Annotated in this window: 10 protein-coding genes; 6 read left to right on the forward strand and 4 right to left on the reverse strand. The window is 73.0% G+C overall.

Features of this window, described 5'->3' with window-relative positions; translation table 11 throughout:
• Positions 1–58: 58 nt before the first annotated feature.
• On the forward strand, positions 59–709 hold the full coding sequence (locus WMF34_RS42665; protein ID WP_231864538.1) for a TlpA family protein disulfide reductase: 651 nt from the start codon (positions 59–61) through the stop codon (positions 707–709).
• A gap of 101 nt (positions 710–810) precedes the next feature.
• The gene (locus WMF34_RS42670; protein ID WP_012240929.1) at positions 811–1,509 is read left to right on the forward strand and encodes a GbsR/MarR family transcriptional regulator; all 699 of its coding nucleotides are present in this window, start codon (positions 811–813) and stop codon (positions 1,507–1,509) included.
• Positions 1,510–1,521: 12 nt separating this feature from the next.
• On the opposite strand, the gene tssI is transcribed toward WMF34_RS42670, so the two are convergent.
• Complete coding sequence (gene tssI, locus WMF34_RS42675; RefSeq protein ID WP_437991398.1) at positions 1,522–3,528, reverse strand: type VI secretion system tip protein TssI/VgrG; 2,007 nt, start codon at positions 3,526–3,528, stop codon at positions 1,522–1,524.
• Between the two features lie 53 nt (positions 3,529–3,581).
• On the opposite strand from tssI, the gene WMF34_RS42680 reads away from it, so the two are divergent.
• Genes WMF34_RS42680 through WMF34_RS42695 form a run of 4 tightly spaced genes read left to right on the forward strand, consistent with a single transcriptional unit; the run spans position 3,582 to position 9,757 of the window.
• Positions 3,582–4,781, forward strand: a complete 1,200-nt coding sequence (locus WMF34_RS42680) for a hypothetical protein (protein WP_437991399.1) — start codon at positions 3,582–3,584, stop codon at positions 4,779–4,781.
• Positions 4,781–7,018 carry a pentapeptide repeat-containing protein gene (locus WMF34_RS42685; protein ID WP_437991400.1) on the forward strand — a complete coding sequence of 746 codons (2,238 nt, stop codon included), beginning with the start codon at positions 4,781–4,783 and terminating at the stop codon, positions 7,016–7,018. Before WMF34_RS42680 ends, WMF34_RS42685 begins: the two co-directional genes overlap by 1 nt.
• Positions 7,015–8,754 (forward strand): pentapeptide repeat-containing protein, encoded by a 1,740-nt coding sequence (locus WMF34_RS42690; RefSeq protein WP_437991401.1) that lies wholly within the window; start codon positions 7,015–7,017, stop codon positions 8,752–8,754. Before WMF34_RS42685 ends, WMF34_RS42690 begins: the two co-directional genes overlap by 4 nt.
• A gap of 19 nt (positions 8,755–8,773) precedes the next feature.
• Positions 8,774–9,757 (forward strand): S41 family peptidase, encoded by a 984-nt coding sequence (locus WMF34_RS42695; protein WP_437991402.1) that lies wholly within the window; start codon positions 8,774–8,776, stop codon positions 9,755–9,757.
• Here WMF34_RS42695 and WMF34_RS42700 read toward each other — a convergent pair.
• The 3 genes from WMF34_RS42700 to WMF34_RS42710 all read right to left on the reverse strand — a co-directional run bounded on the left by WMF34_RS42700 (position 9,726) and on the right by WMF34_RS42710 (position 13,162).
• Complete coding sequence (locus WMF34_RS42700) at positions 9,726–10,523, reverse strand: hypothetical protein (protein ID WP_044967130.1); 798 nt, start codon at positions 10,521–10,523, stop codon at positions 9,726–9,728. The two genes, WMF34_RS42695 and WMF34_RS42700, sit on opposite strands and share 32 nt — an antisense overlap.
• Positions 10,524–10,852: 329 nt before the next feature.
• Positions 10,853–11,404: a DUF3540 domain-containing protein gene (locus WMF34_RS42705; RefSeq protein ID WP_437991403.1), complete on the reverse strand. Its 552-nt coding sequence runs from the start codon at positions 11,402–11,404 to the stop codon at positions 10,853–10,855.
• A 30-nt stretch (positions 11,405–11,434) separates the two neighbouring features.
• A complete protein-coding gene (locus WMF34_RS42710; protein ID WP_437991404.1) occupies positions 11,435–13,162 on the reverse strand; it encodes a DUF2169 family type VI secretion system accessory protein in 1,728 nt (575 codons plus the stop codon).
• Between the last annotated feature and the right edge of the window lie 5 nt (positions 13,163–13,167).

Consider the following 13,167-nt stretch of genomic DNA (forward strand, 5'->3'; position numbering starts at 1 on the left):
GGGTCAGGGCGTTTCGGCCCGCTTTCGCCCTGCGCCGCGCTACGCTATGCGAACCCCCGTGAAGTGGACGACCCTCGCGCAGCTCGCCTTCATCCTCGTCGCTGCCGTCGCCGTCTACGGCTTCGTGCACGCCGCGCAGAATGACCAGCGCACCACCGGCTGTGAGGCCATCTGCGCCCTGCGCCCCGCGTACGCCGGCCGGAACCGGCTCGCGCCGGACTTCGAGCTGCCGGACATGAACGGCAAGCCCGTCCGGCTGTCGTCGTTCCGGGGCAAGACGGTCTTCCTGAACTTCTGGACGAAGACCTGCGCTCCGTGCCTGCAGGAGATGCCGGCGCTCGCTGAGCTCGGCCGGATCGCCCAGTCGCGGAAGGACATCGTCGTCCTCACGGTCTCGACCGACGAGGGGCCGGACGACGTGCGCGACGCGCTCAAGGTGGCCCTGAACGGAGACCCGCCGTTCCCGGTCCTCTTCGACCCGGAGTCCAAGGTCGTGATGGACCAGTACGGCACGCAGCTCTACCCGGAGACGTGGATCATCGACCCGAACGGGATCATCCGGGCCCGCTTCGACGGCGCGCGGGACTGGTCGAGCAGCCTGGCCATCGAGGTGGGCGAGACGGTCTCGCGCTGGGGCAGCTGCCCGGCCGATATCTACAAGAGCAAGCCGCGCGCGGGGTCCGTCGACGTCTGCGCCGACGATTCCTGAGCGGACTTCCCGCGCCGGGGCGATGAGGCCAGGCATACGGGGAATGGGGCGCGCTGGCCGCTTGGCGCACCCGCGAAAGATCGTTATGTGAGTCACCCACCATGACCGCCCGGAGGCCGACGTCGCCGACAGCGCACCCGCCGCAGCCGCCCGCAACCGGCGAGGGGGGCGACGGGAGCGCCTCGGACGAGCGGGTCGCGGCGGCGCGGCAGGCGCTGCTCGAGGGGGTCGGCGCTGAGATCGCCGCGTCGTTCCCCGGCATCACCCGGCTGGGTGGGCAGGTCGTGGCGGCGCTCTACCTGGCGGACGAGCCGCGCTCGATGGACGAGCTCAGCCAGGAGCTCGGCCGCTCCAAGAGCAACATCTTCGCCAACCTGCGCGGCCTCGAGGCGGCCGGGATCATCGAGCGCCGGCGGGAGTCGGGCGCGCGGCACGACTCGTTCGCGCTGCGCGGCAAGTACCCCGACGTGATCGTCGGCGCGTACCTCGGCCGCCTGCGCCGCGTGGTGCAGGACAAGCGCGCCCTCGCGCGGCGCGCGCTCTCGCTGCTCGGCGACGCGCAGGGCGCGGAGGCGGACGCGATGCGCTCGCGGCTCGACGACCTGTCGCGCAAGTACGACCTGTTCGCCGATCTGATGGAGCAGCTCCTGCCGTCGATCGACGGCCCGGTCGATCTGGAGCGGCTGATCGCGCAGGTGCCCGAGGCGATGGTCCGCTCCCTGAACGCGGCGGCCCGCGTCGCCTGGGCGGCGGGCGACGCGATCAGCCGCCTGAGCGGCCGAGCGGGGCGCAAGAAGTAGCGGCGGCCCGCGTCACCCGCGCGGCGCGCAGTCCCGCATCTCGATGAGGATGCCGGTCGACGTCTCGATCCGGTGCATCAGGTTCACCTCCCGGGTCACCGGGGACGGCGTGATCGGGTTGGGCGCGGCGCCCACGATCATCGGCCGGTCGGGGTCGCCGTCGACGAAGACCATCAGCACCTCGATGCCGGGCTTGAGCGGGAAGTGGATCCCGTAGTTCGGCCCGGCGTGCGGCTGGATCATCCGCACGAGCCGCGAGGGGAAGGCGCGCGACGCGGGATCCCCCGCGTCGAAGTGGAAGCGCACCCGGTAGCGCCCCTGCTCGTCGATCGGCGAGACCTCCCCGATCTCGCCGTCCGGGAGCGGCTCCACCAGCGCCGTCACCACCCCGTGGATCTTCGGCCGCGGCGCCGTCCGCGGCGGGCGGTAGGCCTGCCCGGCGCGCACCAGGCGCGCGCGGTTGACGTACTCCTGCTCGCCGCCGGCCCCGCCCTCGACGGCCACCGGCTGCACCGCGCGGTGCTCGACCTCGACGGCCAGGAACCGCTCGCCGTCGAGCCGCGGGTGGCCCTCGAGCGCGAAGACGGCCCCCGGGATCAGCCGGAGCTCGTCGCTCTGGCACTCGAAATAGCGGCTCGACGAGGCCCGCTCCTCCGCGCGGATCCGCGCCAGCTGCTGGCCCTCCTCCGGCGTCTTGTGGTGGGCGCCGTACTCGACGACGCCGCCCCCGAGGCCCGCCGGCGACTCGTGCGCCGCCGTCATGTCGAGCCTTGGCGTCCGGTAATTGTACTCCTGCATGACGTACGTCGCGGGGAAGGCCCTGGCCTGCTCCCTGAGCTCGAACACGTCGCGCCGCTCGCCCCGCGGCCGGAACACCACAACGTCTCCCCCCGGCAGCGGCTGGAAGCCCGTCGGCTCGTCGGTGAACACCATCACGTCGCGGCCCGACTCGTGCTCGAAGAAGAACGAGATCCCGAGGTGCTCGGCGAGCCGCGAGATGAAGGCCAGATCCGTCTCCTTGTACTGGACGATCATCTCCCGCCGGGGGTGATCGCGGTAGAGGCGCATCACCACGTCTTCGGGCCCGAGCCCCACCATCGCGAGCTTGTGCTGGATGAGCTCTGGCACGCTGATGTCGAGAAAGACCTGCTGGAGCTCCACCAGCGTCGCGCGGAACGCCCGCGGCGCGAGCCGGAGCCTGTAGGAGCGGAAGGCGGTCTCCGTCTCGTGCCGGTCCTCCACCTCGGCGATCATGCCGTAGACGGTCCGCTCGTCCGCGCCCTCGACCTCGAACACGAGCGACGCCGCCGCCCCCAGCACCTGTTCGATCGAGAGCTCGGCGCCGTCGCTGCACACGACATCGATGTCGTACGAGAAGAGCTGGCCGATGGCCTCTCTGCCGTGCACCCCACGCACCCGGAGGAGGTCGCAGGAGAAATCGCTGGAGTCGAGCCGCAGGATCGGCGCCCGCCGTGCCCGGTCCCGGAGCGCGGCCTTCGCCTCTTGAAGCGCTTCCATCGGCGCCGCGCGCGGCGCTGATTCCGCTGCGCCGGGCCCGCGGAACGGCACATGATCGGGCGCCCCTGGGCCGCGCTGGGACGGCGGGAGCTCCCGCGGCTCTCCGGCGCTCGCCCGCAGCGGCGATGGCGGCACCTCGCGCGGCCCTCCGGCGCTCGCCCGCAGCGGCGATGGCGGCACCTCGCGCGGCCCTCCGGCGCTCGCTCGCACCGGCGGATCGAGGCGCTCTCGGTCGTCGTCCGGAGACGGCGCTGGCGGGGGATCGTCCACCGGTCCGGCCGCCTCCTCCGGGCTCTCGGCGCACGCCGCGCGGGCGATCGGCTCGCTGCACGGGGGCCCTGCGTCGGGGGCCTCGCGGATGCGCGCGGCGGCGGACGCCGTGGCCATCGTCACGGCGCTGGGCGCGCGGTGCGCCGTCGCGGCCGTGGGCTCACCGCACGGCGGGGCGGCGGGTGGGGACGGCTCGCTGCACCTCAGGGGTTCCGTCGGCTCTCGGTTCATCGTCGCGCCTCCTCCGCGGCTCGCCTGGTACTGTACCCGACGCGGAGGCACGCATGGGTACGCGCGAGGGTGAGGGCATCAACGGGAAATACCTCCTCATCGAAGTCCCGAATTTCAACGACGCCGCGTCCGAGGCCGAGGCGATGGGCTCGTATCTGCGCCTCGGCGCGGTCAAGGACCCGAGCCTCGCCGCCAATCCGGGCGCGCCGAGGGCGACCGGCGAGGACCTCGCCGCCCGGGTCACCTCGTTCATCGACGACACCCGCAAGCGCGACGGCTGCCCCGATTTCCTCCCCGAGGCCGAGCGGCAGGCCGAGACCGCAAAGCTCCACACCAAGGGCGGCTGGCGCGACCACTCCGACGGCAACCGCATCACCACCACGCGCGGCGACAAGGTCGAGGTCATCAAGGGCAATTACCGCATGCTCGTCCTCGGCCGGCAGGAGGACACCGCCGGCTGGGACGTCTCCGGGGGCCATATCCAGGACGCCACCGATCTCTGGACCGCCGCCACCACCATCGAATGGGTCCAGAACTACAACGGCACCTGGAAGGTCACCGAGAAGACCGAGAAGGGCGACGTCGACACCACCTATCACGGCGACACGTTCGATCGCTTTTACGGCAACAAGCAAACCAGCATCACCGGCTCCGAGGCGCCCACGGCCGAGCGACCGAACCCCACCTGTCTGAGCTCCACCTGGGCGCAGCGGATCGAGTCGTACACCGGCTCGGCGGCCTGCCCCGTGCCGCTGATCTCCGACGAGACCTGGGCCGACCAGATCGCGAGCAAGACGACGGCGACCGCGATCAGCGACGAGACCACCGCGCAGACCATCTCCAGCACAACGAGCGCCACGTCGATCAGCGACGAGACCGCCGCCAGCACCGTGTCCAGCACGACGACCGCCTCGCTCGTGTCGGATACCACCATCGGCGAGGTCCAGTCGGTGACCATCGGCAATACGAGCGACGTCACCATCGGCAATGCGGCGTCGATCACCGTCGGCGCCACCGAGGAGGTCACGATCGGCGGCCTGGTCGAGCTGACGATCGCGGCCATGCTCGAGGTCTCGCTCACGGCGGGGGTCTCGATCAACATGGGCCCCAAGGCCGAGCTCAACCTGACCAACCGGCAGGAGCTCTCCCAGTTCCGCACCAACGTGAAGAACATCTGCGCGAGCGTCTCGTCGGCCGAGTCGGTGAGCACCGGGGCGTACAACCTGATGTCCGGCGTCATCAACCTGTTCTGATGCAGACCCGGAACCTCACGCCCTTCCCCTTCGGCGCCAAGGTCTGCTCGCGCAGTCCGCCGCAGCCCGAGGTGGTCCTCGTCGTCCGCGGCCGGTTCTCGCTCCGCCTGGGCGAGCCGCTCGCGCCGCTGGAAGGGCAGCTCGCGCAGGGCGCGCTGACCGCCGAGACCTTCGAGGGGGGCGAGGGCGAGCGCGACGGCGAATGCACGTACCCCGGCGATTTCGCCGACTGGAAGCCGGCCGCGGATCTCCTGCTCCGCGGCGCCTGCCACCCGCCGCCGGGCGAGCCGCTGCGCGAGCACCCCGTGGGGTTCGCGGTCGGGAGCTGGTCGAAATCGCTGCTCGTCCCGGCGCCGCGCGAGGGCCGCCAGGTGCCCGCGCCCTTCGGGCCGATCCACCCCGACTCGCCCGAGCACCGCCGGATGCTCGGCAAGGAGTACGGCCCCTCGTACCGGAAGGCCCGCGCCCCCTGGTACGCCGAGGACTTCGACTGGGCCTATTTCCAGGCTGCCCCGCCGGATCAGCGCCTCGCCGGCCACCTGCGCGGCGACGAGGAGGTCACGCTGCTGAACCTCCACCCCGCCGCGCAGACCGCCTCCTTCCGCCTGCCGGGCCTCCGGATCCGCGCGGTCGTCGAGGACGCCCAGGGCCGCCTGCAGGACGCCCGCATGAGCCTCGACACCCTCTTCGTCGAGCCGGACGCGGGCCTCGTGACGCTGACCTGGCGCGGCCACGCCGAGGTGGCCGAGGACGATCTCGCCGACGTGCGCGCCGTCGTCATCGCGGCCGAGCCGCTGGACGCCGCGCCGCTCCCGCTCGACCACTACCGGGAGAAGCTCGCCCAGCTCGCCCGCGATCCGCGCGGCCTCGAGGATCTCCCGCCGGAGATGCGCGACGCCTACGGCCTCGTCCGCGACGGCGCGCCGCGGCCGCCGCGCGCCGTCGCGGACGAGGAGGATCCGGTATCGAAGCTCCTCGCCGAGCGGCTCGGCGGCCTGCACGCGCCGGAGCAGGACCGCGTGCGGCAGCTCGTCGCGAAGCTCCGGGAACTGCGCACCCCCGAGGGCGTCGACCTCGAGCGCACCATCGCGCAGGCGCTCGCGCGGCTCCCGGCGCAGCGGCAGGCCGCGTACCTCCCGGCCACGCCCGCGGGCACGCCGCGCGTCCCGATGGGCGGCGCGCTCGACGCGCTCGTCGCGCGCGTCGAGAAGCTCCGCCGGGACGCGGCCGCGCGTGGGACGGAGCTCCAGGGCGTCGACCGCCTCGACGAGCTGCTGCGCGATCCCCGCCTCCGCGAGATCGTCCCCGGCTACCGGCTCCCGGGGGAGGACGCGGCGCCGCCGCCCGAGCCCGGCCCCGGCATCGACCTCTCGGGGCGGGATCTCTCAGGGCAGGACCTCTCGGGCCGCGACCTCTCCGGGGCGAAGCTCTCCGGCGCGCTCCTGTCGGGCGTGAACCTCTCGGGCGCGAACCTCTCGAAGGCGGATCTCTCGCGCGCCGTGCTGTTCGAGGCGAACCTCGAGGGCGCCGATCTCTCGGGCGCCGACCTCTCCCAGGCGAACCTCACCGGCGCGCGCGCCGCAAGGGCCGATCTGCGCGGCGCGACGCTCGACCAGGCTGTCTTCACGCGCGCCGATCTCGCCCGCGCACGCCTCGCCAGGGCGCGCGGGCGCGGCGCGCTGCTCGACGAGGCCGACCTGCGCGAGATCGAGGGGGAGGAGCTCCACCTCGACGGCGCCGTGCTCCAGGGAGCGAAGCTCGATAGCGCCTCCTTGCGGGGCGCGGCCCTCATCGGGTGCATGTGCGCGGGATCCTCCGCCACGGGCGCGGATCTCACGGGCGCGTCCCTGCCGCGCACGAGCTTCGCCGACGCCGATCTCGAGCGCGCGACGTTCGTGGAAGCGCGCGGCGAGGGCGCGGCGCTGCTCCGGGCGAAGCTCGACGGCGCCGACCTCCGGTACGCCTCGCTCCCGCGGGCGCACCTCTCCGGGGCCTCGGCCCGGGGCGCGCGCTTCGCGTGCGCCGTCCTGCGCGGGAGCCGCTTCTACCGCGCCTCGCTGGAGCGCGCCGACCTCGCGCAGGCCGACCTCTTCGGCGCCGATCTCTGCAAGGCGCGCCTCGACGGCGCCTCCTTCGCCGGGGCCAGCCTGTACGGCGCCCGCCTCGAGGGCGCGAGCGCCGCCGGCTGCGATTTCAAGGGGGCGAACCTGCGGCGCTCCAGCCTGGAGGGCGCGTGAAGAGCGTCGAGGAGCTCCTCGACCGCATCCGCGCCGGCGCGCCGCTCCACGGCGCCCGCCTCGACGGTCTCGACCTCTCGGGCCGGGATCTCACGAACCTCGATCTCTCCCGCGCCAAGTTCCTCCGCGCCAGCCTGCGCGGCGCGCGGCTCGCGGGCAGCGCGCTCTCGGGCGCGCACTTCGTCGAGTGCGACCTGCGCGACGTGGACCTCGCGGGGTGCGCGCTGGACGGTGCGCTCGTGCTCGGCTCGAACCTCGAGGGCGCGCGCCTCGCCGGCGCGACGCTCACCCGCGCGAAGCTCTCGTACCAGCGCCTCGCCCGCGCCGATCTCTCCGGCGCGACGATCGTCGAGGTCGAGGCGGTGGGCTCGGACTGGTCCGGCGCCCGGCTCGCCGGCGCGACAATCGAGGGCTCGCGCCTCGACCTCGCGAACCTCGCGGGTGCGGATCTCACGGAGGCCCGCGTCGCGCGCGCCTCGTTCACCCGCGCGAACCTCCGCCGCGCGCGCCTCTGCCGCGCCCGCGTCGAGGCCGGCGCCTTCGTGGGGGCTGACCTGGGCGGCGCGGACCTCGACGGCGCGGAGCTTGATCGCGCGGTCTTCGTCAAGGCGGACCTGCGCGGCGCCCGCTTCCCGAAGCGCATGCACGGCGTGGTCCTCGACGAGGCGAAGCTCGGCCGGCCCGAGCTCGCGGGCAAGGACCTCGCCGGGACCGACCTCACGGGCGCGGATCTCTCCGGCCTCGACCTCACGGGCGCGGACCTCTCCCTCTGCTCGCTGCGCGGCGCGGATCTCCGGGGCGCGAGCCTCCGCGGCGCCCGCCTCGAGCGCTCGATCCTCTCGGACTGCGATCTCACCGGCGCGGACCTCCGGGGCGCGAGCCTCCTCGGCTGCGACCTCTCGCGCTCGATCCTCCGCGGCGTGGACCTCTCGGGCCGCGATCTGGAGTCGGTGATCCTCATCGAGGCCGATCTCGAGGGCGCCGATCTCACGGCCGCGCGCCTCGTCCGCTGCATCCTCGACAGGGCGCGGCTCTGCCGCGCGAACCTGACGCGCGCGGTGCTCCAGCAGGCGCTCCTCCGCGGGGCCGCGCTGGAGGGCGCCGTGCTCGGCAAGACGATCTTCGATCGCGTCGATTTCACCGGCGTGGATCTGCGCGCCGTCTCCTTCGCTGGCCTCACGGTGCACCGCTGCGCCTTCATGGACGCGAACCTCGAGCGGATGAGCCTCCGCGACTGCGATTTCATGGGCAGCGATTTCTCGAAGGCGAACCTGCGCGGCGCCGATTTCGAGGGATCCATCCTGACGCAAGCCAGGCTCCGCGAGGCCGCGCTGGACGGCGCGAGCCTGCCGAACGTCGCGGCGAAGGCCGCCTATTTCGGCGGCGCCTCGCTGCGCGGGGCGAAGCTCTCGCGGGCGATGCTCCGGTACGCCACGTTCACCCGGGCGGACCTCGACGGCGCGAACCTCGCCGCCGCGGATCTGCGCGACGCCATGCTCGATCATGCCGAGGCCGGCGGCGCGCTCTTCCTCTCGGCGCGCCTCGAGCGCGCCGACCTGTCGCACGCGCGGGTCGAGGAGGCCGACTTCAGCGAGGCCGATCTCGGCGGCGCCAACCTGCACGCCCTCCACGACAAGGGCGCGCGCTTCGCCGGCGCGAGGCTGCTCGGCGCGCGCCGAACGGACGTCGATCGGCTGGAGGCGGAGGCGTACACGCCCCCGCGGCCGCCGCGATAACAGCGGAAGGAGCGGACGCGTGCTGCCTGCGAGCAACAACGGCGCCGGGATGAACATCGGGTTTCCGGACGTGTGCCTGACGCCGGTGGGGCCGGTGGTGGTGCCGATTCCGTACCCGAACTTCGCGCTCAACGCGATGGCGGTGAATTTCTCGGTGAAGGTGAAGGTGTCGATGATGAACGCGCTGAACCTCGGCACGACCATCCCGATGACCTTCGGGATGGAGCCCGGGGTGGCGCACCCGCTCTACATGGATGTCGGGGCGTATGTGGCCGGCAATTCCAAGGTCATCATCGAGGGGCTGCCGGCGATCAACCTCACCTGTCCCACGACCGGGAACGCTGGAAACAACGCGGTGGGCGCGGTGCTTGTGCCGAGCGCGGTGAACGTGTTCTACACGTGCGCGGCGGCGCCGGAGGAGGTGCTCCCGGGCGCGGAGAACGTGGCGCACGCGCTGCTCGGCGATGGGATCGGGGTGATCCGGATCCGGGTGTTCTCGCTGGACGTGCCGGCGCTTGTGTACCGGGCGATGCGGGCGCTCGAGGCGGAGGGGATGCGCGAGCTGGTCATCGATTTACGGGACAACCCCGGAGGAGAGCTACGGGCGTTCGTCGAGCTCGCGGGGGATTTCCTGCCGGCGGGGAGCGTCGTGGCGACGGTGACGGACGGCGACGGGGACGAGGTGGTCTATCGTTCGCGGCAGGAGGAGCCGTATTCGGTCCCGGTGACGGTCCTGGTGAACCGCGGGACGGCCTCGGCGGCGGAGCTGTTCGCGGGGTGCCTGAAGGCGCACGGGCGGGCGGGGATCGCGGGGGAGCGGACCTACGGTAAGGCGGCGGGGCAGGCGCTGTGCGTGGGCGAGGGGGGCGCGCGGATGGCGGCGGCGGTGCGGGTAGCGCTGCCGGGCGGCGCGGAGGTGCAGGGGGCAGGGGTCGAACCGGACCTCGAGGCCGGCGCACCCGTCCGGCGCTTCACCGGAAGGCCGCGTTCAGACGGTCGATGACGGTCGAGATGGGGGCATAGAAGGCGACATACTCCTCACGGCCCTTGACGCCGAAGGTCGACGGAAGAGGCACTCCCTGAGCCGTCCATACCGTCTGGGTGCTCTGCTCATTGTTCCAATCGAACATCACCGCGATATCGTTCAGCGACCAGGTTGGGTTGGTCTGGATGGCGCCAACCCTCCGGTCCCCGTTGTTGGAGCCCAGGACCATCCGGCCCTCGTACGTACGCACCATGTGGTACACTATCCAGCCCCCCTGCACCTCGGCATCGACCCTCGAGCCCACTCCGGGCAAGAAACGACGGTAGAAGGCGATGATCGAGTCACGAGGCAGATTGTCGGGGTCCCTGATGATCGGGTCGCGCGTCGGATCGACGATCAGATAGGTATTTGCCTTGGGAATGGCGTCCTTCCACCTCATGAAGACTTCCGGGGAGAGGCCATCCGTCAACGTCAAGCTGAATACGGCGGTGTCGTAACAGGTCTGCATCCTGCGCCCCTCGTTCAATGGGTGCGCTTCCGTCATCGCCTTGTAGGCGTCGGAGGTCTTGTCCGTGAGCGCCGACAGCGCGAATTGCGGCCGCGCCGGCCTGCTCTGCGACCACCAGTACGCCGCCAGGGCGCCTGTTGCGAGCGTCGTGATGGCGGTCCCGGCGAGGAGCACCGGGCTCCAGCCGCCGCCGCGTTCGCCGTGATCCACGGGCGATGCAGGGTCGTCCGCCATGGTCTGGCCGAACATGCTCGCGCTGAGCAGACCCGTGGCCATGGAGGAGAGCCAGCCTCCGGACGAGGATCCTGCCGGCGTGTTCCGGAGGGTCGCCGCGCTCCCTTCGTCCTGGGTCGCGGCCTGCAACCCCAGCTGGTTCCCCTTGGGGCTCCTCTTGCGCTTTCCCACGCCCTCGCGGCGAGTCCGCTTGCGTCGTCCCATGCCCTCGCTCCCGGCTAGCCCCTAGAACACCGATCACGTTGATCGAGCGAGAAGTGAACCGCCAAGGCGCCATAAGACGCCAAGATTTTTGTGATTCTCTTGGCGTCCTTGGCGCCTTGGCGGTTCGAATTCTGCTCTCTTCTGGCGGTTTCAACCCGTTTGTCGCTCTAGCCCAGGTGGATCTCCTTCCCGTTGATCGTCATCGTCTCCTCGGTCAGCACCGTCGCGCTCTTCGCCTTCGTCGTCGCCGAGCCGTCCACCACGGTGTGGCTCTCGCGCGCGTGCAGGCTGAACAGGTCGGTCACGCGCTGGACCAGCGACGCCGCCTTCTGCACGAGCGCCCCCGCGAACACCCGCACCTTGTCGCCGTGCAGGTCCACCTTTGGGCCCCGGAGCTCCACGCCCCGGTCCCCGGACAGCCTGAGCGCCCCGCCCGCGGCCCGGACGTCGACGTCGCCCTGGAGCTCCAGCGTCACCTTGCCGGTCCCGTGCAGGACGCCGATGACATAGAGGCGCGCGCCCCGGCCGATCACGAGGAGCACGTCGCCCACCGCGGGCGCATAGGGCAGCGCCAGCGCCATCGTCGCCTCGGCGCTCTCCCCGTCCGGCAGCTCGATCACCACCGCCTGCCCGCGGGCTTCCAGCACGTGCGCCGGCCCCAGGTACTCCTCGGCGCGCACGGACGTGGTGCGCTCCCGAACCACGGCTCCCTCCGACATGGTGGTCCCTCCCTCCATTTTCGCTCCGGCTCAGTCCTTGCGGAAGCGCTTGTACAGGCTGCCGAGGAGATCGGGCCGCTCTCGCTTCGGCGCGGACGGCGCCGGGGCCGGCGCGCGCGGCTCGGGCGAACGCTCGACCTCGGGACCGCGCTCCGGCGCGGGCAGCGGCTCGGAGGCGCGCGCGGGCGCGGGTGTAGCGATCGGCGCAGGCGCGGCGGCTTGCGCGGGCGCGGGGGCAGGCGCGGCGATCTCCGCGGGCGCAGGCGCGATGTCTTGCGCGAGCGATGGTGCCGTCTGCGCGGGCGCAGGCGTGGCCTCCGGCTCGCCGAGATCGACCGTCCCTTCCAGCGGCGACGCGATCACCGGGATCGCCGCCGCGCCGCCCGCCGCCCACGGCGCGCTCGGGCGCTCGCCGCCCTCCCGCTCGCCGCGCATCCCCGCGGGCGCGATCGGAAACGGCGCGCTCACCGCGTCGTCCTGGCCCGGGCCTCGGATCCTCACGGGCGGCGGCAGGGGCACGGTGCGCGCCTCGCGCGGCCTCCGCTCGCTCCCCGCCGGGGGCAACGTGTCATCAAGCGGGAAGGTGCCCTCGAGCGGGTGCGCAGCCTCGCGCGCCGGCTCTCGCCCCGTCGCGACGCCCGCGACGCTCACCGGCGCATCCACGACGTCGCCCTCGCCGAGCCGCACCGTGGAGCTCCAGTCCGTCCGCTTCGCGCTCTCCCCCGCGGCCGCGCTCGCCGCGCTCGGCGCGCCCGCAGGCGCCTCGCTGAGGTCCGGCCACGGCACCGGCTCGTCCCCGACCTCCACGCCCACCGCGGCGCGCAGCGCCGAGAGCACCTCCTCCGAGGCCACCTGGAAGCTCCCGCGGAAGACCACCGCGCAGCGCTCGGCGTCGGGCTGCACGATCAGCGTGTCGCCAACGAGCGGCAGCCACCGCGCCGCGCCGTTCGGCAGGAGGATCGTCGCGAGCGCCCGCAGCGCCGGCAGGCGCGTCGCCATCATCGGGTGATGCTGGCTCAGGCCCTCCAGCACGATCTCCTCGCCGCCGAGCACCCGATCGAACCGCTGATCCGCCGGCGCGGACTGGAAGTACGACCAGTCGAAATCGTCCGGGATCGACGCGATCCCCTCCAGCTCGGCGCGCGCGAGCCCGCGGAGCAGCCGCGTCCGGCTCGGCACGATCGGCGGGATCGGCCCGAGGCCGACCGGCGCGCGCCCCCCGCCCGGCGGCAGCAGGTTGGGCAGCGCGCCGCCGCCGCCCTCGCCGGCGCCGACGCCGAGCGGGTTCTCCGGCTCCCCGGGGCCGCCATACGCGCGCTGGTACTCGATCGGCATCTTCACGAACGGCTCGGGCTGCGCGCCCGCCGCCGCGCCGCCCGCCCGATCGCCCAGGACCTCGAGCCTCTTGTCCACGAGCGCCGCCCCCGCGCGCAGGAGCGCGAGCCGCACCGCCATCTGCCGGACCGGCGCCCCGCCTGGCGCCCACGCGTGCCCGGTGAGCACCACCTCGGCGCGCGCTAGCCAGGGCGCGAGCTCGCTCGCCGCGAGCAGCGGTTTCATCGGGTTGCCCCGCGTGTAGACCTCGCTCCGCACCAGCTCCAGCGGCTCGATCCGCCGCGCCTCGCCGCCGGGGACCAGCGCGAAGCTCGCCTTCGCGACGAGCGTCACATGGAGTTGGCCGCGGCTGCGCCACAGCGTCGCGCCCGACGCGACCGGGCCGGCGCGGTGGACGTCGAGGGCAGGACGCGCGGTGGTCATGGGCG

The sequence above is a fragment of the Sorangium sp. So ce145 genome (assembly GCF_051525985.1).
GTDB lineage: Bacteria > Myxococcota_A > Polyangia > Polyangiales > Polyangiaceae > Sorangium > Sorangium cellulosum_B.